The 24,834-nt window shown below is 65.3% G+C and carries 26 protein-coding genes; 17 read left to right on the forward strand and 9 right to left on the reverse strand.

Annotated features, from left to right (window positions below; genetic code table 11):
• Position 1: 1 nt before the first annotated feature.
• Positions 2–832 carry a patatin-like phospholipase family protein gene (locus AC1DYK_RS14070; RefSeq protein ID WP_478166883.1) on the reverse strand — a complete coding sequence of 277 codons (831 nt, stop codon included), beginning with the start codon at positions 830–832 and terminating at the stop codon, positions 2–4.
• Positions 832–1,038, reverse strand: coding sequence for a hypothetical protein (locus AC1DYK_RS14075; protein ID WP_478166884.1), 207 nt, complete (start codon positions 1,036–1,038; stop codon positions 832–834). Before AC1DYK_RS14075 ends, AC1DYK_RS14070 begins: the two co-directional genes overlap by 1 nt.
• Before the next feature lie 311 nt (positions 1,039–1,349).
• On the opposite strand from AC1DYK_RS14075, the gene AC1DYK_RS14080 reads away from it, so the two are divergent.
• The 8 genes from AC1DYK_RS14080 (at position 1,350) to AC1DYK_RS14115 (ending at position 8,306) form a co-directional block, all read left to right on the forward strand.
• A complete protein-coding gene (locus AC1DYK_RS14080; protein ID WP_478166885.1) occupies positions 1,350–2,684 on the forward strand; it encodes a ClC family H(+)/Cl(-) exchange transporter in 1,335 nt (444 codons plus the stop codon).
• Between the two features lie 134 nt (positions 2,685–2,818).
• The gene (locus AC1DYK_RS14085) at positions 2,819–3,094 is read left to right on the forward strand and encodes a DUF2164 domain-containing protein (protein ID WP_478089317.1); all 276 of its coding nucleotides are present in this window, start codon (positions 2,819–2,821) and stop codon (positions 3,092–3,094) included.
• A gap of 25 nt (positions 3,095–3,119) precedes the next feature.
• Entirely contained in the window at positions 3,120–3,542 is a 423-nt protein-coding gene (locus AC1DYK_RS14090) for a hypothetical protein (protein WP_478166886.1), read from the forward strand.
• A 273-nt stretch (positions 3,543–3,815) separates the two neighbouring features.
• Complete coding sequence (locus AC1DYK_RS14095) at positions 3,816–4,136, forward strand: hypothetical protein (RefSeq protein ID WP_478166887.1); 321 nt, start codon at positions 3,816–3,818, stop codon at positions 4,134–4,136.
• A gap of 17 nt (positions 4,137–4,153) precedes the next feature.
• The gene (locus AC1DYK_RS14100; RefSeq protein ID WP_478166888.1) at positions 4,154–4,375 is read left to right on the forward strand and encodes a hypothetical protein; all 222 of its coding nucleotides are present in this window, start codon (positions 4,154–4,156) and stop codon (positions 4,373–4,375) included.
• Between the two features lie 127 nt (positions 4,376–4,502).
• Positions 4,503–6,902 (forward strand): penicillin-binding protein 1A, encoded by a 2,400-nt coding sequence (locus AC1DYK_RS14105; RefSeq protein ID WP_478166921.1) that lies wholly within the window; start codon positions 4,503–4,505, stop codon positions 6,900–6,902.
• 143 nt (positions 6,903–7,045) lie between these two features.
• Positions 7,046–7,525, forward strand: a complete 480-nt coding sequence (locus AC1DYK_RS14110) for an aminoacyl-tRNA deacylase (RefSeq protein WP_478156812.1) — start codon at positions 7,046–7,048, stop codon at positions 7,523–7,525.
• 31 nt (positions 7,526–7,556) lie between these two features.
• A complete protein-coding gene (locus AC1DYK_RS14115) occupies positions 7,557–8,306 on the forward strand; it encodes a Mut7-C RNAse domain-containing protein (RefSeq protein ID WP_478166889.1) in 750 nt (249 codons plus the stop codon).
• Positions 8,307–8,346: 40 nt separating this feature from the next.
• On the opposite strand, the gene AC1DYK_RS14120 is transcribed toward AC1DYK_RS14115, so the two are convergent.
• A complete protein-coding gene (locus AC1DYK_RS14120) occupies positions 8,347–8,664 on the reverse strand; it encodes a hypothetical protein (RefSeq protein WP_478166890.1) in 318 nt (105 codons plus the stop codon).
• Between the two features lie 360 nt (positions 8,665–9,024).
• On the opposite strand from AC1DYK_RS14120, the gene AC1DYK_RS14125 reads away from it, so the two are divergent.
• The 3 genes from AC1DYK_RS14125 (at position 9,025) to AC1DYK_RS14135 (ending at position 10,566) form a co-directional block, all read left to right on the forward strand.
• On the forward strand, positions 9,025–9,438 hold the full coding sequence (locus AC1DYK_RS14125) for a hypothetical protein (protein WP_478166891.1): 414 nt from the start codon (positions 9,025–9,027) through the stop codon (positions 9,436–9,438).
• A 241-nt stretch (positions 9,439–9,679) separates the two neighbouring features.
• The gene (locus AC1DYK_RS14130) at positions 9,680–10,204 is read left to right on the forward strand and encodes a P-loop nucleotide/nucleoside kinase family protein (RefSeq protein WP_478166892.1); all 525 of its coding nucleotides are present in this window, start codon (positions 9,680–9,682) and stop codon (positions 10,202–10,204) included.
• A gap of 134 nt (positions 10,205–10,338) precedes the next feature.
• Positions 10,339–10,566: a hypothetical protein gene (locus AC1DYK_RS14135; protein ID WP_478166893.1), complete on the forward strand. Its 228-nt coding sequence runs from the start codon at positions 10,339–10,341 to the stop codon at positions 10,564–10,566.
• A gap of 67 nt (positions 10,567–10,633) precedes the next feature.
• Here AC1DYK_RS14135 and AC1DYK_RS14140 read toward each other — a convergent pair whose 3' ends face one another.
• The 5 genes from AC1DYK_RS14140 to AC1DYK_RS14160 all read right to left on the reverse strand — a co-directional run bounded on the left by AC1DYK_RS14140 (position 10,634) and on the right by AC1DYK_RS14160 (position 17,629).
• Positions 10,634–10,888 (reverse strand): DUF6868 family protein, encoded by a 255-nt coding sequence (locus AC1DYK_RS14140; protein ID WP_478166894.1) that lies wholly within the window; start codon positions 10,886–10,888, stop codon positions 10,634–10,636.
• 105 nt (positions 10,889–10,993) lie between these two features.
• A complete protein-coding gene (locus AC1DYK_RS14145; RefSeq protein ID WP_478166895.1) occupies positions 10,994–13,447 on the reverse strand; it encodes an efflux RND transporter permease subunit in 2,454 nt (817 codons plus the stop codon).
• Between the two features lie 21 nt (positions 13,448–13,468).
• The gene (locus tag AC1DYK_RS14150) at positions 13,469–14,566 is read right to left on the reverse strand and encodes a WD40/YVTN/BNR-like repeat-containing protein (RefSeq protein ID WP_478166896.1); all 1,098 of its coding nucleotides are present in this window, start codon (positions 14,564–14,566) and stop codon (positions 13,469–13,471) included.
• A gap of 13 nt (positions 14,567–14,579) precedes the next feature.
• A complete protein-coding gene (locus AC1DYK_RS14155; RefSeq protein WP_478166897.1) occupies positions 14,580–15,929 on the reverse strand; it encodes a DUF1329 domain-containing protein in 1,350 nt (449 codons plus the stop codon).
• Between the two features lie 14 nt (positions 15,930–15,943).
• Positions 15,944–17,629, reverse strand: a complete 1,686-nt coding sequence (locus tag AC1DYK_RS14160; protein ID WP_478166922.1) for a DUF1302 domain-containing protein — start codon at positions 17,627–17,629, stop codon at positions 15,944–15,946.
• 262 nt (positions 17,630–17,891) lie between these two features.
• Here AC1DYK_RS14160 and AC1DYK_RS14165 point away from each other — a divergent pair, with 262 nt between their 5' ends.
• The gene (locus tag AC1DYK_RS14165; RefSeq protein WP_478166898.1) at positions 17,892–18,122 is read left to right on the forward strand and encodes a hypothetical protein; all 231 of its coding nucleotides are present in this window, start codon (positions 17,892–17,894) and stop codon (positions 18,120–18,122) included.
• A gap of 68 nt (positions 18,123–18,190) precedes the next feature.
• Here the strand turns inward: AC1DYK_RS14165 and AC1DYK_RS14170 are convergent, their stop codons facing one another.
• Entirely contained in the window at positions 18,191–19,222 is a 1,032-nt protein-coding gene (locus tag AC1DYK_RS14170) for an AraC family transcriptional regulator (protein ID WP_478166899.1), read from the reverse strand.
• 160 nt (positions 19,223–19,382) lie between these two features.
• Here AC1DYK_RS14170 and AC1DYK_RS14175 point away from each other — a divergent pair, with 160 nt between their 5' ends.
• From AC1DYK_RS14175 to AC1DYK_RS14195, 5 genes are all read left to right on the forward strand, one after another.
• Positions 19,383–20,819, forward strand: coding sequence for an FAD-binding oxidoreductase (locus tag AC1DYK_RS14175; RefSeq protein WP_478166900.1), 1,437 nt, complete (start codon positions 19,383–19,385; stop codon positions 20,817–20,819).
• A 55-nt stretch (positions 20,820–20,874) separates the two neighbouring features.
• Positions 20,875–22,368: a tetratricopeptide repeat protein gene (locus tag AC1DYK_RS14180; RefSeq protein WP_478166901.1), complete on the forward strand. Its 1,494-nt coding sequence runs from the start codon at positions 20,875–20,877 to the stop codon at positions 22,366–22,368.
• Positions 22,277–23,026 carry a DUF899 domain-containing protein gene (locus tag AC1DYK_RS14185; RefSeq protein ID WP_478166902.1) on the forward strand — a complete coding sequence of 250 codons (750 nt, stop codon included), beginning with the start codon at positions 22,277–22,279 and terminating at the stop codon, positions 23,024–23,026. The genes AC1DYK_RS14180 and AC1DYK_RS14185 overlap by 92 nt, the downstream gene beginning before the upstream one ends.
• A 246-nt stretch (positions 23,027–23,272) precedes the next feature.
• On the forward strand, positions 23,273–23,860 hold the full coding sequence (locus AC1DYK_RS14190; protein WP_478166903.1) for a dihydrofolate reductase family protein: 588 nt from the start codon (positions 23,273–23,275) through the stop codon (positions 23,858–23,860).
• A 187-nt stretch (positions 23,861–24,047) separates the two neighbouring features.
• Positions 24,048–24,755: an alpha/beta hydrolase gene (locus tag AC1DYK_RS14195; RefSeq protein ID WP_478166904.1), complete on the forward strand. Its 708-nt coding sequence runs from the start codon at positions 24,048–24,050 to the stop codon at positions 24,753–24,755.
• The last annotated feature ends 79 nt before the right edge of the window (positions 24,756–24,834 follow it).

Here is a 24,834-nt window from a genome sequence, read left to right on the forward strand (position 1 = left end):
GTCATGGGGCAAGGCCTGTCGGTGCGCCGTAGACGGGCTGCGCATGCAGGCTGGTCAGCGGCCGCTGATAGTCCGGGTTGTTCCGCAGCAACTCGCGCCCCGTCGCAATCAGCCGCGCCACCTGTTCCTTGTCCAGCACGAAGCTGGTCGGAATCTCGTTCAGGAACCGGCGCATCTGCACGTCGGGCACATCTTCGAAACTCAATCGGATGAAGTAAGAACTGACGGGCCGTTCGGGCGTCGAGAGGTCTCGAGTCCACTGGTCGAGGCTTTGCTGCGTCTGCTCGAGCGTGGCCACGTTGTAGCGATGCAATTGGACATTGGTGACGGCGTTCATCGTCTGCTCGAAGGTCGGTTCGCGGCGGCTCTCTCCGATGCCCCCGACTGCATCGGCCGCTGCATTGACTGAAATGATGGCGGTGCGGCGCGGCGGCGCGATGCCCTGCGCCTGGATGAATTTCTCCGCACCACCGGCCAGATCGACGGCGCCCAGGAGCGCGCGAAGTCCCAGGTTGTCGGTAATGCCGCCGTCGACCAACTGGGCGTACTTGTGCCTGACCTTGTTCTGGTACGAGAGGTCGTCCTGCACGACCATGGTCAAGTCGCTGCGTAGAAATCGCTCCTCGTAGTCGACGAAGATGCGATCGCCGTACAGGCCGTAGTAGGCCGACGTGAAACTGCCCCCTGAAACCGAACTGATGACCGTGATCGCATCGAGCAGCCTTTGCTCCTTGCCGTTCATCTGCACGTGCGTGTCACGCAGTTCCTGCATGACGCCATAGGACAGGGCTGCGGCGCGCGTGCCGCCGCCCGAGAAAGCGACAGCCAGCATCAACTCGCCGGAATGGCGCTGCGGATTTTTGACAAACCACTCAGCGCATAGACTGGACCAGGGTGGTCTGGAACCAAAGGCAAGTTCTCGACGACCCCGTAGGTGGTACAGCCGCCGAAGCCGAGCGTCATGCCCATCAGCAGTGTTCGCAGCCGGACGTAGTCTGTCGCTGGCGCTTTCATGTCGCCGTTGACGAGCCGGAACATATGACCTCCTGAGCTTCTGGCCCGCCAAGTCAAGCCAAGCCAAGCCAAGTCGATGCCGATTCTCGATCCGTTCACACCGAGGGGACATCCCGGGTGCCACCTATCTCCACGTACGTGGCACACATGATGCGCCTCGCAAGGAGGCGCATCGGCGACTGAAACGTTGCTCGCACGTTTTCAGCCTTCCGCCTAAACTTGTCTCCCGTCTGTCGCCGCGCTTCGCGCGATCCAAGGCTCCTCAATGCGCGTTCTGCATGTCCGACGACTTCATCAGGCCCGACTCGGCAGGCATTGGCCTCGGGTGACGACAGGTGGAACCAAGCCCTGATCAGGACGGACATCGGGCGAGCACGCTGGTCCTCGCGCTGCTGTCGCTGCTCGTGGGATGTGTCACCGGGTTGGTCTGCGCCCTGTTCCGGATCCTGCTTCGACAAGCCGATACCTTGCGAAGCGAGTTCATCGCGTTTGCGCATCAGCAGGGGCTCCTGGGCCTTCTGCTCGTCGTCGCCAGCGCCGCAGCCGCGACCGCCGCCGCAGCGGCCCTGGTGAGCAGGATCTCCCCGAACGCTGCAGGCAGCGGCATACCCGAGGTCGAGGCCGCGATCAGCGGTGGCGATCCGGGCAGGCCCGTGCGCACTGCCGCCGTCAAGTTCTTCGGCGGATTGCTCGCCATCGGATCCGGCCTGGCTCTCGGGCGCGAGGGACCCAGTGTGCAGATGGGGCATTCGATTGCCGACATCATCGGCCGGTTGTTCCGGCGCAACCAACTCGACGCCCGCGTGCTGTTCGCAGCGGGCGCGGGCGCGGGACTCGCGACGGCCTTCAATGCGCCGATCGCCGGGGCGGTGTTCGTCCTGGAGGAACTCCTGCGGCGATTCGACACGCGTACAGCGGCCGCAGCGCTGGGCGCCTCGGCGGGCGCCATCGCAGTGGCCCGCGTATTCCTTGGCGTGGATCCGGATTTCAGCGTCCCGGCACAGGCCTTTCCGGGCTTCGCGGCGGTGCCGGTCCACATCGTCCTGGGTGTCATTGCAGCGCTGGCGGCTGCCGCCTATGCGCGAGCCGTCATGGGCGCGCTGGCGATGGCCGATCGAGCGACCGGACTTCCGGTGACGGCTCGGGCGGCATTGATCGGCGGCGGGGTCGGCCTACTGGCCTGGCTGGCGCCGCAATGGGTTGGCGGAGGCGACGCGATCACTCAGCAGACGCTGCTCAACGTGGGATCGCTGTCCACGATCGGCCTGATATTCGCAGTCCGCTTCGCGCTCGGTCCGCTGTCATACGCGTCTGGCACGCCCGGCGGCTTGTTCGCGCCGATGTTGGTCCTCGGCGCGCAAATCGGGCTCGTATTCGGTCGACTGTACGACCAGTGGTTTCCGGGCGGCGCGTCCCCGACCGCCTATGCTGTCGTCGGCCTGACAGCATTTTTCACTGCGGTGGTCCGCGCCCCGCTCACCGGCATCTGCCTGGCGGTCGAGATGACGGGCAGCGCCAACCTGCTGCTGTCGATGCTGGCCGCCTGTTTCGGCGCCATGGTCGTGATGAACCTGCTCGGTATCCCGCCGATCTACGACCTGTTGCGCGATCGGGCCGAGCGCGCTCGCAACCAGCCTTCGACGAACGTCGGTACCGCAACCGAGAGATGACCTTCGCGCGGGCTGCGCTGCGGCAGTTCTTGGTGTGTTGCATCGACCGGTTGAATCCGAAGCCCAATGCGGCGGCTGTCTCGCAGTGCAGAATTGGCCCCCAAACCCACACGCAAACCTGGAGGAGGGTCGCCATGACCATTGAACTGAGCAAGGAAGCACGGAAGGAAGCCATCGCCTCCATCGAGAGGTACTTCCGCGAGAACATGGAGGAACCCATCGGCAACATCGCTGCTGGCGCACTCCTTGGTTTCTTCCTGGAAGAAGTGGGCCCCACGATCTACAACCGAGCTGTCGCTGAAGTTCAGGAGCGGCTCCAGGCCAGGGTCTCGGAGCTGGACATCGAAGCCCATGAGGAGGAGTTTCAGTACTGGAGCAAGCATGACCGAAAGGCGCGGGAGCGAAAGTGAAGGGCGGGCTTTGAGGAAGCTCAAGATGTCATCTTCCATGTTCGGTGCCATAGGCTTTACGGTCGCACTCCTCGTCACGACGGCCTACTTCATCCTGGGATCGATTCCGCTTCTCGTACTGAAGCATGACACGCCGCTCGACGCCCGATTTGTTCGCGGATTCTTCAATACCTACTACATCGCCGCGTTTGCGACTGCGACCGCGACGGCTGTCAGCTTTGCGTTTGCGGGTCGGCCCGGGATTGCAGCAGGCGCCGCAGGATTGGCGTTGATTGCCATCTTGCTGCGCAAGAACATCATTCCCAAGATGGACGCGCTCGGAGTGCAAATCGAGTCGAACTGCATGGATGCGATTCCAGGATTCCGCAGAACTCACATCACCGCGATTCTGATCAACATCGCCCAGCTCGTCGCCATCGTATGGAGTCTCGTGACCTTGAGCCGATAGCTCTCGCATACACGGACCACCACCCCGATGGCCCCATCGCACCTCAGCGACTCGGCGACCTGCTGCTGCGCCTGTACCGACTGTCGTGGGAACAGCCGATCCATCTAGGGTCGACCCCGAGCTGCAGAACACGCCGGCCGACCTCTCCCGTAACTTTTGCGAACAGCTTTGCCCGTGCGATCTGTAGTCCAACGGGAACTTCCCGTCGCTGTTCGAAACTCACGATGGCTTCATTGCGGTGAGCTCGATGCGTTTGTAAAAAATTGAACCAAGATGAATCAAAACAAGGAATTGATCAAGTCGATCTTCGAAAACTTGAAAAACCTGGTCCTGTGCGCCTTGTTGATCGCTGCAGGACTTTTTGAACACGAAAATTCAACAGGCTTCATGGGCTGGATTGCCATGGACAGAATTCTTGGCGCTGGGTTGATAGTGTTCGGATTTGCGCTCGCCTTGCTCAATCTCAGGGAAGGCATATCTCAGCTGGCCAAGCTCCCGTTTCGTCGAATTTCCATGACCCTTCTCTCATGCGTTTACGTGCTCGCCTCCGCGCGGCTCATCATCGTAATGACTGCATTTCGATCTGCGAACTGACGTTCCTGGCCGGCGAGATGAGGGACGACCTGGTGCGCGTCGAGGCGCCGCTCAACGACGCCCACACCCAGGCGGTGATCGCGCAAGCCAAGACGCGCGCGGTGGCGCGAAAACCCGTTGGCGACGAGGGTGACCGGACGCAAACGGAGTCCGACCGCGTCATCATCCTCTGGCGGCCTTCCTGCCTTCTGCAGACCGCATCCACTGCTTCACTTTGGAGCGAAAAGCAGCGACCATAGCGTCCTGCTTCCTCTGGCGGCAGGGACAACTGGCCATGGGAAGCTGAGTTGAGGCCGCTTGGCTCGGGACATGCGGCCAGTGGCATTTTTGGCGACACTTGCCATCCGGGCCTTTTTGCTTGCTGTCATGGCCGACCGATCGCAACTTGCGGGACACGCGGACAAGCCGGTTTCGAGATCCTGGCGATCCTGGCTTCTGCGCGTGGTGTTCTGGGTCACAGGGCTGGCCTTGGCCGGGGCGCTGGGCATGTCATTCGTCGTCTTGACTGCACTCGTGGTGGCCTATCCCAACCTGCCGAATATTTCCGACCTCCAGGACTACCGCCCGAAGCTGCCGCTGCGGGTCTTCTCCTCAGAAGGCATTCTGATTGGCGAATTTGGCGAAGAGCGCCGCGAATTCACGCCGGTCTCGACAATTCCCAAGCTGATGAAGGACGCCGTGCTGGCCGCCGAGGACGCGCGCTTCTATGACCACATCGGGGTCGACTTCAAAGGCATGGTGCGCGCCGGGTACGCAAACCTGAACCGGGCAAAGAGCCAGGGCGCCTCGACCATCACGATGCAGGTGGCACGCAACGCGTACTTGACTTCGGAGAAAACGGTTGTCCGCAAAGCCTACGAGGTCCTGCTCACATTCAAGCTGGAGCATCTCCTCACCAAGGATCAGATCTTCGAGATCTATCTGAATCAGGTCTTCCTGGGCAAGCGGGCGTACGGCTTCGCGGCGGCCTCAGAGGCCTATTTCGGCAAGCCGCTCAAGGACATCTCGATTGCACAAGCCGCCATGCTGGCGGGTTTGCCCAAAGCGCCCGGCGCCAACAACCCGGTCAACAATTCCGCGCGGGCGCGAGAACGCCAGCTCTATGTGATCGACCGAATGCAGGAGAACGGTTTCATCACGCCTGAGCAGGCGGCGCAGGCCAGGCAAGAAAAGCTTCATCTGCGCGACCCCCCGGGCCCCGCCCTTCTGCGCGCCGAATACGTCGCCGAAACCGTGCGCCAGCTGATCTACGCGCAGTATGGCGACGCCACCTACACCCGGGGGCTCAAGGTCTACACCACGATCTCCGCAGTCGACCAGACGGCCGCCTACAAGGCCTTGCGCGACGGCATCATGGGTTACGAGCGAACCCAGGTCTACCGTGGACCCGAAAAGTTCATAGATCTGCCCGACGATCCGAAAAAGCGCGCAGACGCGATCGACGACGTGCTTGCAGATCACCCCGACAACGGCGACCTGATTGCTGCGGTGGTGCTCAAAGCCAGCGCCAAGGAGGTCACGGTCGTTCGTGCGAACGGCGAGACCTTGCACGTCACCGGAGACGGGCTGCGGCCCGTCCAGTCGGGATTGGCGGACAAGGCGCCACGCAACCTCATGATCCGTCGCGGGGCGGTCGTCCGACTTGCAAAGACGCCGAAAGACTCATGGGGATTGACCCAGCTGCCCGAGGTCGAGGGAGCGTTCGTCGCCATGGACCCGCGCGACGGCGCCATCAAGGCGATGGTGGGCGGCTTCGATTTCAACAAGAACAAATTCAACCATGTCACGCAGGCGTGGCGTCAGCCAGGATCGAGTTTCAAGCCGTTCATCTATTCGGCAGCGCTTGAAAAAGGATTCACGCCAGCCACCGTGGTCAATGATGCCCCGCTCTACTTCGATGCAGCCACGACCGGCGGGCAACCATGGGAGCCGAAGAACTATGGAGGCACCTTCGCCGGACCGATTGCGCTTCGCGCGGCGCTCATGAAGTCCATCAACATGGTCACGCTTCGCGTCACGCAATCGATCGGTATCCGCTATGCGCAGGACTGGATCACGAACTTCGGCTTCGACCGCGAGAAGCACCCCGCCTATCTGCCTATGGCGTTGGGCGCCGGTGCGGTCACGCCAATGCAGATGGCAACGGCCTACTCGGTGTTTGCCAATGGCGGCTATCGCGTCAATCCCTACCTGATCACTCGCATCACGGACCACAAGGACAGGATACTGGTCGAGCCGCAGCCACCCATGCTCAACGAGACGATGCGCGCCATTCCGCAACGCAATGCCTTCATCATGGACACGCTGCTGCAAAGCGTCGTCAAGGGCGGCACCGGCGCGAAGGCGTATCAGGCGTTCAAGCGCGACGACCTCTACGGCAAGACGGGAACCACCAACGACTCGATCGACACCTGGTTCGCAGGCTTCCAGCCGACGATGACCGCGATCGCGTGGATGGGGTACGACGCACCTCGCAGCCTGGGAGACAAAGAGACGGGCAGCAGCCTGAGCTTGCCGATCTGGATCAGCTACATGCAGACCGCGATCAAGGGTGTGCCCGTGACTGAACTTCAGGCGCCCGAAGGGGTGGTCCAGGTCGGCGGCGAGTGGTACTACGATGACTACGCGCCGGGCAGTGGGCTTGCCAACCCATGGGGCATGTCTGCGCCGGCACCCGCCGAGGCGGCCCCGCCAACGAAGCCAGAGCCGATTGCGGACCCGTTTCTGGTCGAACGCAGCCGGATTCTTGACCTGTTCCGCAACTAGCCAGGGCGCTTCTCCTGTGCGCCGTATTGGACGCTACGCTCCGATAGCGACAGGCTGAAACACGACAAATTTGCGATCCTCCGCCGGCGGGAGCAAACTGACGGGACGGCGACCTGCCGTGTTTGCGAACAAGGAGGATTGCCATGTCCATTCCTTCCCATCTGTCCAGCTACCTCGACCAGCGTGGCACACGCTATGAGGTCTCCATGCACGGACACAGCCATAGCAGCCTGGAGACCGCCCGCTGCGCCAACGTCAGCCCGGGTCAACTGGCCAAATCGGTCATCCTCGAGGACGAAGACGGCTGCGTGATGGCCGTCGTTCCCGCCGACAAGATGGTCATGCTCGGCGAGTTCTCCCGTTTTGTCGGTCGCCACAAGCTGAAGCTGGCCGGCGAGGCGCGGATTGCAGCGCTGTTCGATGACTGCGACCCTGGTGCGATACCGCCAATCGGAATGGCATGGGGCCTGCCGACCATCGTCGATGACGAACTCGAATCCAATGACGTCGTCTACATGGAAAGTGGCGATCACGAGCGGCTGCTGCGGATGTCGCACGAGCAGTTCAGTGCGCTGATGCGTGCCCAGCCGCACGGGAGCTTCTCCAAGACCCCGGAGCTCTGAAGGCTCCTGACGGGCGCGCTGACCGGCAGTGATGGTCACGGCGACCTTCCGGTTCTACGAGGAGCTGAACGACTTCCTCGCGCGTGAGCGGCGAGGGCGCGAGTTCTCCTGCCGGTGCGCGCGAATGGCGACCACCAAGCACATGATCGAGGCGCTCGGCGTTCCGCATACCGAGGTCGAACTGGTGCTGGTCAACGGCCTGTCGGTGGGCTTCGAGACCTTGCTGCGCGACGGCGACCGGGTCGCCGTCTTTCCGAAGTTCGAAGCCCTCGACATCACGCCGCTGCTGCGCGTTCGCGAGCGCGCATTGCGCGTGACCCGTTTCGTCGCCGACGCGCACCTGGGGGGCCTCGCGCACCTGCTGCGCATGACCGGGTTCGACACGCTGTACGACAATCATTTTCGCGACGAGGAGATCGAGCGTATCGCCCGCGCGCAAGGACGCATCGTGCTGACGCGAGATCGAGAGCTGCTCAAGCGCCGGGGCATCACGCATGGCTGCTATGTGCATGCGTTGCGGTCCGCGCAACAGCTGCGCGAGGTCTTTGATCGACTCGACCTTGCGCGCGGCGCGCGGCCGTTCACGCGATGCCTGGACTGCAACACGCCCTTGCACGAGATCGAAAAGTCGCTGGTCGCCTCGAACTTGCCGGCGATGGTGCGCGACCGCTACCAGCGTTTCAGCACTTGCGATGCCTGCCGGCGCGTCTTCTGGGAGGGCTCGCATTGGCAGCGGATGCGCGCCATGGTGGACGAGTTGGTGGCGCCAGCGCAAGGATGAGGCCGCCCGGAAGCCGGAGGACGGCGCAAGCCTCATGGGTCTAATCGAGCGCTGCCTTCCGGTACTCAGCCAACGCCGTTCCGCGGAATTCGCCCACTGGAATCACCTTGTCGCCCAAAGCCGGAAAGCGCGCGCGAATGTTCGCTTGCTCGCGGATCCAACATCCGCGATAGGTTTCCCCATCCCACGCCGTCAGGTAGCACAGCCGATGTGGCGCGGGGCATTCCTCTTGCGCATCGGTCAACTGCAGCATTTGGTACAGCGTTCCGTTCGCCACGAACATGACGCTTGGCTGCAAGTCGCAGCCAAGAACGAGCGTGCAACCGGCGACGACTGCCACGACTGAAGACGTCTTCATGTCGCCCCCTGACGATGTCGGCTAAAGGTTGATTGAGCGCCTTGCCATGGCGGCGGTCAACCCCAAAGTTTAGGGCACCCTGGTGCCGGCGATAGTGATCGTCGGGAACGTTCGCTCTCAAGCGAATTTCTCTGAAGTCGGCCGACCCTTGCGCTTGGTGCCTGTGCATGAACAGACAAACGTCAACACGCACATCCGTGAAGGACAGATAATTTTCGTCCGCTGGCCCTTTCCCCCGCCAGCGTCAGGTGTGTCTCGCCGCTTCTCGTTCTGTCGAGAGCAAGACGCCTTGGATCTCAGCAGGGGATATCCGGTCGCCGTACACCGATCCTGTTTGACCGGGATCAGAAGGGAACCTCTATGAAGACGAAGATCCACACCTTGATGGCCTCCTTGGCTGTCGCATCCGCCGCCCTCATGGGCGCCACGGGCACCGCGACAGCGGCCGACGAGTGGTTCGTGCTCGGTGAGCAGGCGATCAAGTCCGCCGATCCAAGCGTGCAGATCAAGAGCGCGGGGGGTCGATGGGACAAGGACGTCAAGCAGGTGAAGCTCTCCGCCGAGGGCGCTGACGTGCAGATCACGCAGCTCGTCCTCAATTGGGACAATCGCCGAGACGACACGTTGAAGGACGTCGGGGTCCTGAAGTCAGGGGGACAGACTGCTCCGGCGGATGCTCCGGGACGCAAGGGGCGTCTCACATCGGTGACAGTTCAGTACAAGATCCTTGGTGACAAGCCAACAGCCAACCTCAAGGTCTGGGGACTGGACTGAGCGGGGCGTGACCTCCGACGCGCATCGAACGCGTTGCACGACCTTGGTGCATGCGCGGCAAGCCGAGGCATCTGGCATGCACTATCCTTGCCCGCCATGGCTTGCTCGCAAATCGCGTCGATGATTCGCTCCATCCGAAGGATGGTGGGTTGGCGCGCGGCCTGAGCGACCATGGCAACCCGCCCCATGAGGCGGGTTTTTTCTGTCTCGTGGGGCTTGTCAAAAGCTGCTGGAGATTGAAATGCTCGAAATCGACGAAACGGCGCAAACGGCCAGCTCCCTTTCCCCGCAGGCGGTCCTGCACATGGTCTGTGGAAAGATCGGGGCTGGAAAGTCGACGCTCACCAGGCGCCTCGCCTCGGAGCCACAGACGATTCTCATCAGCGAGGACGATTGGCTCGCGCGCCTGTACCCGAACGAGATTCTCGCCATCGCCGACTACGTTCGCTGCGCCGGCAGGCTGCGCGAAGCGATGGCTGGCCACATCGAGGCACTTCTCAAGGCCGGCACCTCGGTCGTCCTCGACTTTCCCTCGAACACCCCCAGGACAAGGGCTTGGGCCCGCGGCGTCTTCGAGAAAGCGGGTGCGGCCCACCTCCTGCACTACCTGGACGTCCCCGACGAAGTCTGCAAGGCCCGCCTGCGTGCACGCAACCTCTCGGGAGAACACCCGTTCGAAACGACGGATGCGGAGTTCGATGAAATCACCAGTCATTTCGTCGCACCAACGGCGCAGGAGGGCTTCAACGTCGTCCACCATGGCTGAACGAATGCCCGTTGGAACCGTCGCCGGCCGCGGAACGCAGGATGCGGCCCGTGTGCGGAAACAACCCGCTCTTTTTCTGCTTCTGGATGGGGACAAGAGCACGTCGGGAATCTGCTTCAGCGGTATCGTGAGCCATGGCAATTCGGGTCGAGTGCTGCGCCGGCTATCGCGGTGAGCCGGAGCCGTTCGCTTTCTGGCTCGGCGAGCGCCGAATCGCCGTGCGCGGCATCGTCGACCGCTGGTTTGCGCCGACGCAGCGCTGGGTCAAAGTCGACGCGGATGACGGGCATCTGTACGTCCTCCGATTCGACGAGATGACAGGCGACTGGGAGCTTGCCGCCTTCACGCTTGGGACCGGATAAGTCCAGAAGCTGCCGCCATCGCTCGAGGCGTTCCTGCACCCCCAGTCGTCGGAGGAAGCGCACCTGGTCAGCCGATAGGACTCCCCGCGATGCGCAAGGCAACAAAGGGCACAACGTTGAAAAGAAGGATCCCGACCTTGTAGATGGCCATGCATGCGTAGTGAATGCCATCGAAGCGCTCTTCCGATATGTGAAACCATCGACCGTGCAGCCTTCGCATCCAGGCATGCGCAAACCTGAAGGCGACAAACCACGCAAGCAGAACGGCGTAGTTGAGCACTGCGCTCCACATCAGAAAGTCGCTCGCAAACTGAAGCGTCATGGGCCGTTCTCCTTGATGGCTCGTTCGCGGCCGACGCCAGTCGGTCGCGGCACCGGAGTCTACGTCCGGTCCCGCTGCACGACGCGCGTGTGCTCGACGATGTCCTCAGGCCGGCGCGGCGCAAGGGGCTTCGCTCGACAACGCTTGCGGCGTGCGCGGGCGCAGCAGGAAGTGCGACAGCGCCGGGATCAGCAGCACGGCGCCGACCATGTTCCAGATGAACATGAACGCCAGCAGGATGCCCATGTCGGCCTGGAACTTGATGGGCGACAGCGCCCAGGTCAACACGCCCGCGGCCAGCGTGACGCCGACCAGCGCGACCACCTTGCCCGTGAATTGCAGGGCGTGGCGGTAGGCCTGGCCGAGCGACGCCCCCGCACGCTGCTGGGCGAGCTGCACACTGAGCAGGTACAGCGCATAGTCCACGCCGATGCCCACGCCGAGCGCGATCACCGGCAGCGTGGCCACCTTGACGCCGATGCCGAGCCAGACCATCAAGGCCTCGCACAGCACCGAGGTGATGACCAGCGGCACCACGGCCACGACCACCGCGCGCCAGCTGCGGAAGGTGATGAAGCACAGCACGATCACGGCGGCGTAGACCAGCATCAGCATCTGGGTCCAGGCCTTGCGGACCACGATGTTGGTGGCCGCCTCGATGCCGGCGCCCCCGGCGGCGAGCAGGAAGCGGCGATCCGGGCTGCCGTGCGAATCGGCGAATTCGGCGCTGGCGCGGACCACGCGATCCAGGGTTTCGGCGCGGTGGTCCGAGAGGTAGGCGATCACCGGCATCACGGAGCACTCGGTGTTGAACAACTCCGGGTTGTTGACGCTGGCCTGCTGGGCCCCGTAGTTCAGCACGTCCTGGTTGCGCGCGATCGTCAGCCACTTGGGGCTGCCCTCGTTGCTGCCCGCGGTGATCTGGCGCACGGCGTTGGTGAGCCCCACCGTGGTCTGCACGCCCGGCACCTGTTGCAGCGTCCAGGCCAGCCGGTCGGCCTCGATCAGCGTCTCGTACTTCAGGCAGCCTTCCTTGGCGGTCTTGACGATCACGGCGAAGGTGTCGCTCGACAGCGAGTAGTTGGCCGTGACATAGGCGTTGTCGCGGTTGTAGCGGGAGTCCGGCTGCAGCTCGGGCGCCCCCGGGTCGAGGTCGCCGATCTTCAGGTGCGTGCTCACGGCGAGGCCGACCGTCAGCAGCAAGGCGGCCGCGGACACCGTGCCGATGGCCCAGCGCCGCTCGGCGAAGCGGTCCAGCCATGCATAGATCCGGTCGAAGCCGCGATCACCCTGCGCACCGCGTTCGGCGCGCAGGCTGCGCTGCGCGGCGGCGTCGCTGACCCCGATGTAGGACAACAGGACCGGCAACAGGATCAGGTTGGTCACGATCAGCACGGCCACGCCGATGCTGGCGGTGAGCGCGAGGTCCTTGATGACCGGGATGTCGATCAGCATCAGCACGGCGAAGCCCACCGCATCGGCCACCAGTGCGGTCAGGCCGGCGAGAAAGAGACGGCGGAAGGTGAAGCGCGCCGCCACCAGGCGGTGCGCGCCCCGGCCGATGTCCTGCATGATCCCGTTCATCTTCTGCGCGCCGTGCGACACGCCGATCGCGAATACGAGGAATGGCACCAGGATCGAATAGGGATCGAGCTCGAAGCCGAGGCCGGCCACGAGCCCGAGCTGCCAGACCACGGCCACCAGCGAGCACGCCACCACCAGCGCGGTGCTGCGCATGCATCGGGTGTACAGGAAGATGATGAGCGTCGCGACCAGCGCGGCGATCCCGAAGTAGAGCGCCACCTGGTACAGGCCGTCGATCAGGTCGCCGACCAGCTTCGCGAAGCCGATGCTGTGCACCCGCAGCCCGGTGGGCTGCCCCTGCGCGTCGGTCTCGTAGCGCACGCGCATCTGCTCGAGCGCATGCGACAGCGCGCGGTAGTCGATGCGCTGGCCGGTCGCGGCGTCCTGGTCCATCAGCGGGACGACGATCATGCTGGACTTGAAGTCGTTGCCGACGAGGCTGCCCGCCAATCCGGCACGCGCAATGTTGCCGCGCAGCTGCTCGATGGCGGCCTGGGAGCCGTCGTAGTTGTCGGGCATCACCGGCCCGCCGCGAAAACCTTCCTCGGTCACTTCGGTCCAGCGCACGCCCGGCGCCCACAAGGACTTCATCCAGGCGCGATCCACGCCCGGCGTCAGGAAGAGTTCGTCCTGGATCTTCTTGAGCGCGCCGAGGTACTGGGGGTCGTAGACGTCGCCACGCGTGTTCTCCACGACGATGCGCAGGGAGTTGCCCAGCCCGCGAAGATCCGCGCGATGCTCGAGATAGTTCTGGATGTAGGGGTGGCTCTGCGGAATCATCTTCTCGAAGCTGGCATTGAGCGTCAGCTTCGTCGCGGCCACCAGGCCCAGCAGCAGCGTGATCAGGGCGCAGGCGATGATCACCGCGAACCGGTGATTGAAAACCAGCCGTTCGAGGCGCGAACCGGAGCCAGTGTCGAACTGCTCGAGCGACATCGGCGCGGACACGTCCGCGTGCGTAGGGGGGGTGTGCATGTGCGTTCTCGGACGGCCCGCTCAGGGCAGTGAAAGTGATTGGGCGCCGCGCGGCCCGGCGATGACGAGCTGGCCCCCGGCGGAGGTCGCCACCGCCGCGGCGGGCACCGCGCGTTCGACGGGCGCGGCCGTGAAGCTCGCGCCGTCGTCGCTGCTGGCCAGCACGTGGCCCGCCTGGCTGACGACAAAGAGGCGCCCGTCGCCTGCCTGCGTGCTGGCCGTCAAGCCGACCTGCAGGCCCGTGGGAACCGGCTGCCAGCTTCGCCCGCCATCCGTGCTGCGCAGCAGCGTGCCGCGCAGACCATGCGCGATCACGACACGTGTGTTGCCGGTGACGCCGAACAGGGTGCCCTTGTAGGGCGCCTCGAGCGCGCGAAAGCGTGTGTCGCCGCGCTCGAGCTTGAGCAGCAATCCCTGCTCGCCCGCGATGTAGACGTCGGAACCGATGCCCCGCACCGCGTAGAGGTGCAGGCCCTTCGGATTGTCGACGGCATGCAACCAGGGTTCCCAATGGCGCCCGCCGTCGGCGGTGCGCAGCACCAGGCCGAATGCGCCCACGATGAAGCCATTGGATGCATCGCGGAACCAGACGTCGAGAAACGGATTCTCGGCGCCTTGCGCCTCGAAGCGCCGGGCTTCCTCGAGGAGTGCCGCGGCGCGCTTCGGGTCGTTGGCCGAGAAGGCATCGGCGTCGCGCGAGTAGTACCGCACCATGAGCTCGCCGACCTGCCGGCCGTCGAGCTGGCGCTTCCACGTCAGGCCGGCATCGGTGGTCTGCAGCACCACGCCATCGTGTCCCACGGCCCACCCGTTCGCGGCGTCGGGGAAGCTGACGGCGACCAGGTCCGAGCTGACGGGCACCTCGGCCTGCTGCCAGCGCTTGCCGGCATCGTCGGAGTAGACGATGTGGCCGCGCTGGCCCACCGCCACGATGCGGCTGCCGGCGCTGGCGAGCCCGTTGAGCAATGCGCGCGATGCGAGCGGACTCTTGATCGCCGGTGTGTCCAGCACGTCGCGCCAGCCCTTGTCGGCGGCGGCCTGCACGCCCCACGTCGCGGCGCAGGCGGCGAGCGCCAGGGCCAGCAGGCCAGCGCGCTGGGTGACTCGCTTCGCGTTCATCGACGAGTCTCGTTCAGCGAACGCCGGATCCGGCGAGCGAATCGGCGGTCCATTCGCGGTCGGTCAGCGCCTTGGTGTGGCGAAGGCCGCCGGTTTCCGCGATGTAGCCGGTCAGCGAATAGATGCGCGAGACGAAGTCGTAGTGGCCGAACATGTCGGTGTATGGCGCCGGCAGGTCGTAGCTGGGCGCCATGTAGGCGAATCCGGCACGGTAGAGCTGGCCGCGGGCGTCATAGTTGTCCGAGGCCAGTGCCGCCCACGAATCCTCGTCGAGGTAGAAGGTGCGCTTGCTGTAGACATGGCGCTTGCCCTCGCGCAGGGTCGCTTCCACCACCCACACGCGGTGCAGTTCCCAGCGCACCAGGTCCGGGTTCAGGTGATTGGGCTTGAGCAGGTCGTCCTGCTTGGACTGGTACACCGCGCCGTAGGCGTTGTAAGGCACGAGCATCTCCTTCTTGCCGACCAGCTTGAAATCGAAGCGGTCCATCGAGCCGTTGAAGATGAAGGTGTCGTCGAAGGTCGTGGCGCCGGCGGTGCCCGGGTTGGGCGTGTCGTGGGACAGGTCGGGGGCGACCTTGACGCGGCGCTGGCCGGGCAGGTAGCTCCAGGCACGGCGATCCTTCTGGCCCATGTCCAGCGGGTCGACGATCAGCAGGGCCTCGCCGGCGCGGCGCGCCGGTCCGGTGTAGGTGAGCTTGATGCGCCAGTAGGTGTCCGCGTTGCTCCTGGCCGTATCCCAGAAGGGGAAGTCCTGCACGCTCATCCCTTCGGTGGCCAGTGCCGGCCGTCCGCTGGCGTCGACGTTCAGGTTGCGGTACTTGGCCTCGTAGCTCTGGCCGTTGAAGCGCACGAGGTGGTTCCACATGGCCTCGTAGCCATCCTTGGGAATCGGGAACGGGAATCCGGCATGGGCGCCGTCGATCGAGCGTCCTTCGTTGACCGTCTTGGCCTGCTGCGCGCCGGCTGCGGTGTTGTCGGTGACGAACTTCGGAAAGGCGACGGTGCGATGCGTCGGATAGACGTCGACGCGGAAGCTCGGGTACTTCTGCAGCAGCGCCTTGGTGCCGTCGGTCAGGCGGTCGGCGTGCTCGGCCATGTTCTTGGCGTCGATCACCAGGCGCGGCTTTTCGCCGGCGAAGGGGTCCGGCCGGATGCCGTCGCCTGCCTTGTAGCCGCCGGGGGCGCTTTTCAGGCCGCCGGTGTAGGCGGGGATGGTGCCGTCCTTGTTGGCGGCCTTGTCCGCGCCGACGGGCGTGAGGGTGGTGCCGAGCGCCTTGGCCTCGTCGGCGGTGATCGCCGCCTGGGCGGCCAGGCCTGTCGATGCGGCAACGAAGCCGGCAAGGAGCGAGTGGGAGAGTTTCATGATCGGAGTGATCCTCAGAAGGTGGTCTTGAAGGTGAGGCTCAGGAAACCGCGGTCCTTGAGCAGGGTGGTGAAGCCGTTCTGCGCGGTGACGGCGAATCCGTTGTCCTTGTAGTGGCCGACGTAGTCGATGTATTTCAGGTCGAAGCGGTATTTCTGGCGGACGTCGACACCCAGGCCGACGCTGTAGTTGCCGTTGCCCTGGTTGCCGCCGAAGACCGTCGGCGCGTTGCCGCTGAGACCCACGGCATAGGTGAGCGGTGCCGACAGGTCGATGCCGGGAAAGACCTGGAACCAGGTCGGCGTGAACGAGAAACCGGCGCCGAAGTAGTTCTTGGTCGTGCAGCCGTCCCACTTGTCCTTGCCGATACAGGGCGCGAAGCCCTCGGCGAAGAACAGGTTCTGGCCGCTGCGGACCTTGCCCCAGCTCGCCCAGACCAGCTCGGCGGCCCAGGAAGCGGTGTCGAAGAGGGCGGTCTTCGGCACGATGCCGACGGCGTTCACGAGGCCGTGGTAGGTGTCGCCGCGCGGGCCCTTGGTGTCGCCCTGCGCGGGCAGGCCGGGCGCGATGCCGAGCACCGTGCTGTTCAGCGGCGTGTTGTGGCGCAAGGACAGCTCGGAGCCGAAGCTGATGCCGCCGATGTTCTTGGCCAGGCTGACGCCGTACAGGTCGACGTCGTCGGCGTAGATCAGGTTGTAGCGGCTGATGCCCGGCCCGACGCGCGTCAGGAAGGTCTGCGGCAGCTTGTCCGAGAACCTGCGGTAGTAGACGCCCATGGTGCCGTCGAGCCACTCGGGGCTCCAGCGGGTGGACAGGCCGCCCTCCTGGCCGCGCTGCTTGGGGTCCGACGGCGCGCCGCGCTGGGCGAAGCCCAATGCCGGCGAGATGAACTGGCGGTCGGGTCCGTTGAAGGCGAAGTCCACGGGACCGAGGTAGGTGCCGCCTTCGGGGTAGCGGAAGGACTCCCACTCCAGCATGTACTGCGCGGCGACCGAGACGGTGTCGGTGAGTTGCGCCTGCATCGAGAGCTGGTTCAGCGGCCGGAACAATTCCTTCGCTTCCACGCCGGGCGTGGCAAAGCCCTTCTGGAGGTCCAGCGGGTTCTGCGCGTAGGCGATGCCGTTCAGGTTGCCGGCAAGGAACAGGGATTCGCCCCAGTACAGCGAATGGCTGCCCAGCTTGGCGTTCACGGGCACATCGCCGATGTCGACGCCACCGAAGACGAAGGCGTCGAGCCACTCGCCCGACGCACCGCGGTAGTAGCGGTCGGTGTAGGGGCTGTATTTCTTGTTGACGTAGCTGGGGATGTTCGTGAAGGGCGGGAACGGGTTGGTCCTGCTGTTCGGGCCGTAGGCATGGTCGTACCAGCCGGCTGCGCTCACGCGGGCGCCGTAGCGCTTCATGTAGGTCAGGTCCAGTTCGCTCAGGAGGTCCAGCCGGTTCGCGACGGTTTGGCCGCGGTTGAAGCTGTAGGTGCCTTCGTCCGCGATCACCGTGTTGCCGATCTTCTGGTCGCGGCTCTCGACGCGGTTCGCGTAGTTGTAGCGAACCGTGTTGTCCCACCGGATCGACACGTCGGGATTCCCGGTGTCGAATTCGAACGCACTTGCGCCCCCCGGGGCGAACGTGACGAGAAGGACGGCAGCGGTCGTGGCTGCGATTCGAAAGGACGAGCGGGCTTCAATGGATCCCGTCTTCAGTTTTGGGTGGTACACGTGTCTCCAGTGCGTGGTCAGTGGGGGGAGCCCCTGGCATGCGATGGGCCGGGGAACGGGCGGAATTTTGAAGTTCAGGAGCGTGCGCACCCCCCTCCTTGGGGGAGGGGGGCGGGGGGTGGGAAAGCCTCAACCCCGCCGGGAAACTGTCGTTCCCGGAGGCCGGATCCGGCGCCCAGGGATGGCTGGGCATCGGCAACGACGGGCCGGTATAAAGTCGGCCTCCGATCCGAGGCAAGGACTATCCATGGCAGTACGAACAAACGAATGGGCGGCCAAGGTGCTGATGCTGCTCAAGGGCGGCAACATCGACGCGGCGCTCGCGCAGATCAAGGTCGCGCCGAGCGTGAAGGACATCCTGGCGCTCAAGGCGGCGCTGGCGGGTGCCCGAGTGCCCGGGCGCCGGCGCGACGTGGACGACACGATCCAGCAAAGCATCGATGCGCTGTCGGCGCCGCGCCTGCACCGCTCGCCCTGAGGCCCCGAGGCGAAAAGGTGCCGCCAGGGCGGCCGGCGCTCACCGCCTGAAGGGCGGAATGCCCCGGTTCACACCGCGCGGGGCTGCTGCGCCAGGTCGATCCCCGCATCGCGTTCCCGGCGCCAGGCGCCGGGTGGCATGCCGACCAGTCGCTTGAAGGCCCGTGCGAACGCGGCCTCGGACTCGTAGCCGACGTCCAGCGCGATCGCGGCGACCGTGGCGCGGGTGTCAAGCAACTGGCGCGCCGCCGCCTGGACGCGCCACAGCGCCAGATAGTGGATCGGCGGCATGCCGATCAGGTGGACGAAGCGTTCGTGCAATGCCGAGCGCGAGAGACCGACGCTGCGTCCGAGCTCGTCGATGGTCCAGTCCTGCGCGGGCTTTTCGTGGATCAATGCCAGCGTCCGGCCGACATAGCGGTCGCGCAAGCCCGCCAGCCACCCCGCGCTGTGCGCCGGCAGGAGGTCGGCGTAGCGCCGGACGGCATCCACGAACATCAGTTCGCTCATGCGGGCGAGCATCGCCTCGCCGCCCGGACGCCGTGCATGCGACTCAGCCACCGCCTGCTGGGTGAACTTCGGGATCCAGGCATCGCCCTCGGTGGCGCGCAAATGCATCAGGTGCGGCAGCGCAGCAATCAGCGGGTTGAAAGGCTGCAGATCGCAACCGAGAAAGCCGCAGACGATGGTCGCGTCCGCGTCCGCGTCCGGATCCGGCGGCGCCGAACGCATGACGCGCCGGCCGTTGTAGGCAAGGCGCAGCGGCAACTGCTCGACTTGCGCGCCGGCGAACCAGCTGAAATCGCTGTCGCCGCGCATCCCGGGCGCGCTCGACACCACATGGGCATCGCCGTGCGGGAACATCACGACGTCGCCGGCGAAAAGCTGCACGGACGGCCCGCCGGGAATTCCGGCCCAGCAGCTGCCCTGCGCGACCGCGTGGTACTCCATCACATGGTCGACGCCATGCATCAGCAGGGGCGCGAGTTCCTTCGTCGACGGGGCCTCGGCGGCCCATTCGCTGTTGCCGCTGATGCTGAAGAACACCGCGCCGCGCAGGCGCACGCCGCGCAGCACGTCCGACAGCGTGTCCTGGCTCATCAGGGCCCGGGGGATGGCGCGCGAACAAAGGAGGACGCGCAATCAAGTGCCGAGGAGCCGCGGTCAAGCACCGGACCGCGCAAACAAAAAGAATGGGACCACCCGTTGTGGCCGAGGCGCGGCGGCATGTCCCTCAATGCATTCATTTCAGGAGCACTCCATGCAATCTTTGACCTACCTTACGCTGGACAAGGACGTCCGGCAAGTCCGGCAGGCGGACGTCGACGCATTCGCCGCGCAGCTCAGCGCCGGCGTGCTCGGCATGGGCGACGCCGCGTACGACGAAGCGCGCAAGGTCTGGAACGGGAGCGTCGATCGCCGCCCCGCGCTGATCGCCCGATGCCTCACGGAAAGCGATGTCCAGGCGGGTGTGCGCTTCGCGGCCACGCACCGGATGCTGCTGAGCGTGCGCGGCGGCGGCCATCACATCGCGGGCAATGCGGTCGCCGAAGGCGGGCTCATGCTCGATCTTTCGGGCATGCGGGCGATCCAAGTCGACGTGGCGAAGCGCACCGCCCGGGTCGGCGCGGGCGCGTTGCTCGCCGACTTCGATCGCGAATCGCAAACCCATGGCCTGGCGACGCCGCTGGGCATCAACTCGACCACCGGCGTCGCCGGCCTGACCCTCGGCGGAGGCTTCGGCTGGCTGACACGTCGCCATGGCATGACCGTCGACAACCTGCTGAGCGCCAACGTGGTGACGGCCGACGGCACCGCGCGCGTCGCCTCCGCCACCTCCGAGCCCGACCTGTTCTGGGCCCTGCGCGGCGGCGGCGGCAACTTCGGCGTCGTGACGTCGTTCGAGTTCCAGCTCCATCCGGCCGGGCCCGAGCTCTACGCCGGTCTGGTCGTCTATCCGTTCGCGCAGGCCCAGAAGGTTCTGCGCGCTTGGCGCGACTTCAACACCGGCTCGCCCGACGAACTGAGCGTCTGGGCGGTGCTGCGCAAGGCGCCGCCGCTTCCGTTCCTCCCGGCGTCGGCCCACGGCACCGAGGTGGTGATCTTTCCCCTCGTCCATTGCGGCGAGGTCGCGGCGGGCGAGCGGGCGGCCGCGCCGGTGCTGAAGTTCGGCGATCCGATCGGGACCGCGCTGGGGCCGACGCCCTACGCCGGGTTCCAGTCCGCCTTCGATCCGCTGCTGACCGCCGGCAGCCGCAACTACTGGAAGTCGAACAACTTCAACCGGTTGACCGACGAGGCGCTCGACGTCGTGATCGCATCCGCCGGCCGCCTGCCGGGACCGGAGTGCGAGATCTTCATCGCGCAGCTCGGCGGTGCCATGGCGCGCGTGAAGCCGACGGCCACGGCCTTTGCCGGCCGCGATGCGAACTACATCATGAACGTGCATGGCCGTTGGTCCGACGCGGCCGACGACGAGCGGGTGCGCGCCTGGGCGCGCCAGGCCTTCGAGGAGGCCGCGCCGCACGCCACGGGAAGCGGCTACGTGAACTTCCTGACCGAGGATGAAGCCGAGCGCGTCGCAGCGAGCTATGGCGTGAACCACGAACGCCTTCAGGCCGTGAAGCAGCGCTTCGACCCGGACAACCTGTTCCGCATGAACCTGAACATCGCGCCTTCCGCGAAGGTAATTCCATGAGCCGCCGGGCCGCTCCCAAGGCGAATACCGAAGCGCTGCTGCGCGAGGTACTCCAATGAGTCGAATCGACGACCGCGGGTGCCGGATCACCGGCGCCACAGCGTCCGCAGGGGTGGCGTACGAGCGAGCGCTCGCCGCATTCCAGAGCTGGCGCGGCGGCGTCGACGCGGAACTTGCCATGGCGCTGCAGGCGTCGCCTGACTTCGTGATGGCGCACGCGCTGCAGGCCTACCTGCTGATCGGCAGCCGAGATCCGCGACGCGTGCAATCGGCGCGGCCGGTGCTCGCGCGCGCTGCCGGCCTGCCGGCCAACCGGCGCGAACGGCTGCATCTTGCCGCGATCGCCGCGGTGCTCGACGACGACTACGAAGGCGCCAAGGAGCGACTCGGCGAGCTGCTTCGCCTGGAGCCGCGGGATGCGCTGGCGCTGCAGGTGGCGCATATGTTCGACCACGTCACCGGCGAATCCGCGCGGATGGTCCATCGCGTGGCGGCGGTGCTGCCGGCCTGGTCGCGCGATATGCCGGGCTACCACGCCGTGCTGGCGATGCATGCCTTCGGGCTCGAGGAGTGCGGCGAGTACGACCGCGCCGAGGAACTCGCGCACGCGGCGCTGGCCCTGAATCCGTTTGACGCACGGGCGCACCATGTGCTGGCGCATGTGTTCGAGATGACCGAGCGCCCCGACGCAGGCGTGCGCTGGATGAACGCGCACCTGGACTGCTGGGACGGGGATACCGTGGTGGCGACCCACTGCTGGTGGCACTTGTCGCTGTTCCGGCTGGCGCAAGGCCGGATCGACGAAGCGCTGTCGTCGTATGACCGGCGGGTCTGGGTCGATCCTTCGAACCCGATCGCCGAACTGATCGATGCCGCCGCGCTGCTGTGGCGGATCGAGCTCTGCGGCGGCGACACGGGCACGCGCTGGGCCAGGCTCGCGGCCGCCTGGGCCTCGCACATCGACGACGGCTTCTGCAGCTTCAACGATCTGCACGCCACGCTCGCATTCGTCGGCGCCCGCGACTGGGATCGGGCGCGGCGCCTCGAGCTGGGGTTGCTCAGGGCGCAGTCGTCGCCGACGCGCCACGGCGAAACGACGCGGCAGCTCGGGCTTTCCTCGTGCCGGGCGCTGATCGCGTTCGGACGCGGGGACCAAGCCCTCGCGATCACGCTGCTGGCGAGCCTGCCGGCGTTGGCCCACCGGCTCGGCGGCAGCCATGCGCAGCGCGATGTGCTGAACCTGACCCTGCGGGAGGCCTTCGAGCGTCTCCAGGGTTGCAAGGAGCGACGGCCTCGGAATGCCGCCACATTTGTTACTCCTCGCGTTCGGTCTCCGGTGCCAAACTGTCTCACGGCCAACGACGAGCGATGCGCGGCGAATGGAATCACGCTTCAGCCAGGAGGCCGGAATTTCGCCCACATAGGAGATTTCAGCCATGACGACGTCAACCCAATCCATGCCCACACCCGCGGTCGTGTCGCCGCAGGCGTGGGAGGCGGCCCGCGAGCAGCTGCTCGTGAAGGAAAAGGCCCAGACCCGCGCCCGTGACGCCCTGGCCGCCGAACGCCGGCGAATGCCGTGGATGGCCGTGGAGACGGCCTATGCCTTCGAGGGGCCTGCGGGCAAGGTCAGCCTGCTCGACCTGTTCGATGGTCGGCGGCAGTTGATCGTCTACCGCGCCTTCTTCGAGCCGGGGGTGTTCGGCTGGCCCGACCACGCCTGCCGGGGCTGCTCCATGGTGGCCGACCAGGTCGCCCATGTCGCCCACCTGAACGCCCGTGACACCACCCTTGTCTTCGTCTCGCGTGCACCTCAGGCGGACATCGCGCGGCTGAAGGCGCGGATGGGCTGGGAGGTGCCGTGGTTCACCCTCACCGACCGCTTCGACGCCGACTTCGGCGTGGACGAGTGGCACGGCACGAACGTGTTCTACCGCGACGGCGACCGCGTGTTCCGCACCTACTTCATCAATAACCGCGGCGACGAGCAGATGGGGGGCACCTGGAACTACCTCGACCTCACGCCGCTGGGCCGGCAGGAGGTCTGGGAAGACTCGCCCGAGGGCTATCCCCAGACGCCGACCTACAAGTGGTGGAACTGGCACGACAACTACACCGCAGACGCAGTGCCCGACAAGCAGTGGGTCGAGGTGTCGGACGCCGGAGAGGCGGCGTTCCGGAAGGTTGATCCGAACACCCAGCCATGAGCCCGGCCGCTCAGTCGGCGCTGGGCCGGAGTCGGGATCATCTTGTCGTCGGCGGCCACGAGATACCGACTCGGCTTCGACTTCCAGGCGGGCTCCGTCACCGGGCAACGTCGCTCGCAAAGCATGCCCGTCGATCCCGACGCAGGGCTCCTCGGGTTGGAAGATGGATCACGAGCAGGCCCGCGCCACCCATTCAAGCGGCGGGCTCACCTTGTTGGCCTGCCTCATCGGCGGTATCTTTGCGTCATGCGACCTCTTCGGTATTCGATCAACGTCACTTTGGACGGGTGCTGCGATCATCGTGCAATGCTCTCGGACGAGGAGTTGCATCGTCACGCGATCGAGAACCTCCAACGAGCCGATGCGCTCCTGTTCGGGCGAGTGATCTACGAAATGATGGAGGAGGCGTGGCGGCCGGTGGCGCGGACGGGCGTGAGGCCTGACTGGATGCCCGCGTGGATGGAACCTTTCGCCCACACCATCGACGCGGCAAAGAAGTACGTTGTGTCGAGCACGCTGACCCAAGTCGATTGGAACGCGGAGTTCGTGCGCGGCGATCTAAAGACCGCCGTTCAAAAGCTCAAGCGGGAGCCCGGCAAGGGACTGTTCGTGGCGGGCGTGAAGCTGCCGCTGGCCTTGGCGGAGCTCGGATTGATCGATGAGTACGAGTTCGTGGTGCATTCCAGGCTGGCGGGGCAGGGGCCAACACTGTTTGCGGGACTGTCGAAGCCTATCGACCTGAAGCTCGTGAGCCGGCTGGAGTTCAGCTCAGGGGCGGTGGCGACGCGGTATGAACCGAGAACTCGGCCATTGGCCAATTCAGCGAGCCACTGACGGCCACAAGCCCAAGAGTCTTCATCGTCGATCCCGATGGGAATGTCGACACGGTCTGGGAGGCGATGCAGCTTGAAAACAAGGCGTTACATCTTTGAAGTAGCACGCTAATCATTAGCACGCTACATTAATCCCCGTGGCAAGACCACATTTCCTCTTCAACTTCATCTATCTAGGAGAACTCATCATGACTGCCATCGCATTGAGCATCGTTCTGGTCCACGGCGGTTTCGTCGACGGCTCGGGCTGGGAAGGCGTGCACGACATCCTCAGCAAGGACGGCTACAACGTCACCGTCGTCCAAAACCCGACCACGTCGCTGGCCGACGACGTCGCCGTTACCCAGCGCGCCATCGCCGCGCAGAAGGGCCCGGTCCTGCTGGTCGGCCACTCCTACGGCGGCGTGGTCATCACCGAGGCCGGCAACGATCCCAAGGTCAAGGGCCTGGTCTACGTCGCCGCGTTTGCGCCGGACAAGGGCGAATCGGTGGCCTCGCTGATCAAGAATCCGCCTCCCGGCGCGCCCGTGCCGCCCATCCTGCCGCCGCAGGATGGTTTCCTGTTCCTCGACCAAGCCAAGTTTGCAGCCTCTTTCGCCGCTGACGTCGGTGAAAAACGCGCCCGCTTCATGGCTGCGTCGCAGGTTCCGTGGGGCGTCGAGGCTCTGGGCGGCGCCGTCACGCAAGCCTCGTGGCGCAGCAAGCCGAGCTGGTACCTGGTGGCCAAGGACGACAAGATGATTCCGCCACCCGCGCAGCGACAGATGTCGCAGCGCGCCGGTTCGAGCGTCACCGAAGTGCCCGGAAGTCATGCCGTGTACGTTTCGCGTCCGGAGGCCGTCGCCGAGGTCATCGAGAAGGCGGCACGGGAAATCGCCGGGAAGCAACCGGGCTGAGTGCGCGTGCATCACCTCGGGCGTGCCCCCTGCCATCGGCAGAGGGGCACTTCCTATCGATCCGGTTTGATAGCCTTCA

The sequence above is a fragment of the Variovorax sp. P2_H12 genome (assembly GCF_056403395.1).

Bases quoted from the DNA above. Each gene is read 5' to 3' on its own strand.
- AC1DYK_RS14085 (WP_478089317.1), top strand. From the start codon at position 2,819: ATGACCATTGAACTGAGCAAGGAAGCACGGAAGGAAGCCATCGCCTCC.
- AC1DYK_RS14135 (WP_478166893.1), top strand. From the start codon at position 10,339: ATGGCAATTCGGGTCGAGTGCTGCGCCGGCTATCGCGGTGAGCCGGAG.
- AC1DYK_RS14180 (WP_478166901.1), top strand. From the start codon at position 20,875: ATGAGTCGAATCGACGACCGCGGGTGCCGGATCACCGGCGCCACAGCG.
- AC1DYK_RS14170 (WP_478166899.1), bottom strand. From the start codon at position 19,222: ATGAGCCAGGACACGCTGTCGGACGTGCTGCGCGGCGTGCGCCTGCGC.
- AC1DYK_RS14075 (WP_478166884.1), bottom strand. From the start codon at position 1,038: ATGTTCCGGCTCGTCAACGGCGACATGAAAGCGCCAGCGACAGACTAC.
- AC1DYK_RS14175 (WP_478166900.1), top strand. From the start codon at position 19,383: ATGCAATCTTTGACCTACCTTACGCTGGACAAGGACGTCCGGCAAGTC.
- AC1DYK_RS14140 (WP_478166894.1), bottom strand. From the start codon at position 10,888: ATGACGCTTCAGTTTGCGAGCGACTTTCTGATGTGGAGCGCAGTGCTC.
- AC1DYK_RS14100 (WP_478166888.1), top strand. From the start codon at position 4,154: ATGAGGGACGACCTGGTGCGCGTCGAGGCGCCGCTCAACGACGCCCAC.
- AC1DYK_RS14190 (WP_478166903.1), top strand. From the start codon at position 23,273: ATGCGACCTCTTCGGTATTCGATCAACGTCACTTTGGACGGGTGCTGC.
- AC1DYK_RS14130 (WP_478166892.1), top strand. From the start codon at position 9,680: ATGCTCGAAATCGACGAAACGGCGCAAACGGCCAGCTCCCTTTCCCCG.
- AC1DYK_RS14120 (WP_478166890.1), bottom strand. From the start codon at position 8,664: ATGAAGACGTCTTCAGTCGTGGCAGTCGTCGCCGGTTGCACGCTCGTT.
- AC1DYK_RS14095 (WP_478166887.1), top strand. From the start codon at position 3,816: ATGAATCAAAACAAGGAATTGATCAAGTCGATCTTCGAAAACTTGAAA.
- AC1DYK_RS14125 (WP_478166891.1), top strand. From the start codon at position 9,025: ATGAAGACGAAGATCCACACCTTGATGGCCTCCTTGGCTGTCGCATCC.
- AC1DYK_RS14185 (WP_478166902.1), top strand. From the start codon at position 22,277: ATGCCCACACCCGCGGTCGTGTCGCCGCAGGCGTGGGAGGCGGCCCGC.
- AC1DYK_RS14195 (WP_478166904.1), top strand. From the start codon at position 24,048: ATGACTGCCATCGCATTGAGCATCGTTCTGGTCCACGGCGGTTTCGTC.
- AC1DYK_RS14155 (WP_478166897.1), bottom strand. From the start codon at position 15,929: ATGAAACTCTCCCACTCGCTCCTTGCCGGCTTCGTTGCCGCATCGACA.
- AC1DYK_RS14165 (WP_478166898.1), top strand. From the start codon at position 17,892: ATGGCAGTACGAACAAACGAATGGGCGGCCAAGGTGCTGATGCTGCTC.
- AC1DYK_RS14110 (WP_478156812.1), top strand. From the start codon at position 7,046: ATGTCCATTCCTTCCCATCTGTCCAGCTACCTCGACCAGCGTGGCACA.
- AC1DYK_RS14150 (WP_478166896.1), bottom strand. From the start codon at position 14,566: ATGAACGCGAAGCGAGTCACCCAGCGCGCTGGCCTGCTGGCCCTGGCG.
- AC1DYK_RS14145 (WP_478166895.1), bottom strand. From the start codon at position 13,447: ATGCACACCCCCCCTACGCACGCGGACGTGTCCGCGCCGATGTCGCTC.
- AC1DYK_RS14070 (WP_478166883.1), bottom strand. From the start codon at position 832: ATGCTGGCTGTCGCTTTCTCGGGCGGCGGCACGCGCGCCGCAGCCCTG.
- AC1DYK_RS14105 (WP_478166921.1), top strand. From the start codon at position 4,503: ATGGCCGACCGATCGCAACTTGCGGGACACGCGGACAAGCCGGTTTCG.
- AC1DYK_RS14090 (WP_478166886.1), top strand. From the start codon at position 3,120: ATGTCATCTTCCATGTTCGGTGCCATAGGCTTTACGGTCGCACTCCTC.
- AC1DYK_RS14115 (WP_478166889.1), top strand. From the start codon at position 7,557: ATGGTCACGGCGACCTTCCGGTTCTACGAGGAGCTGAACGACTTCCTC.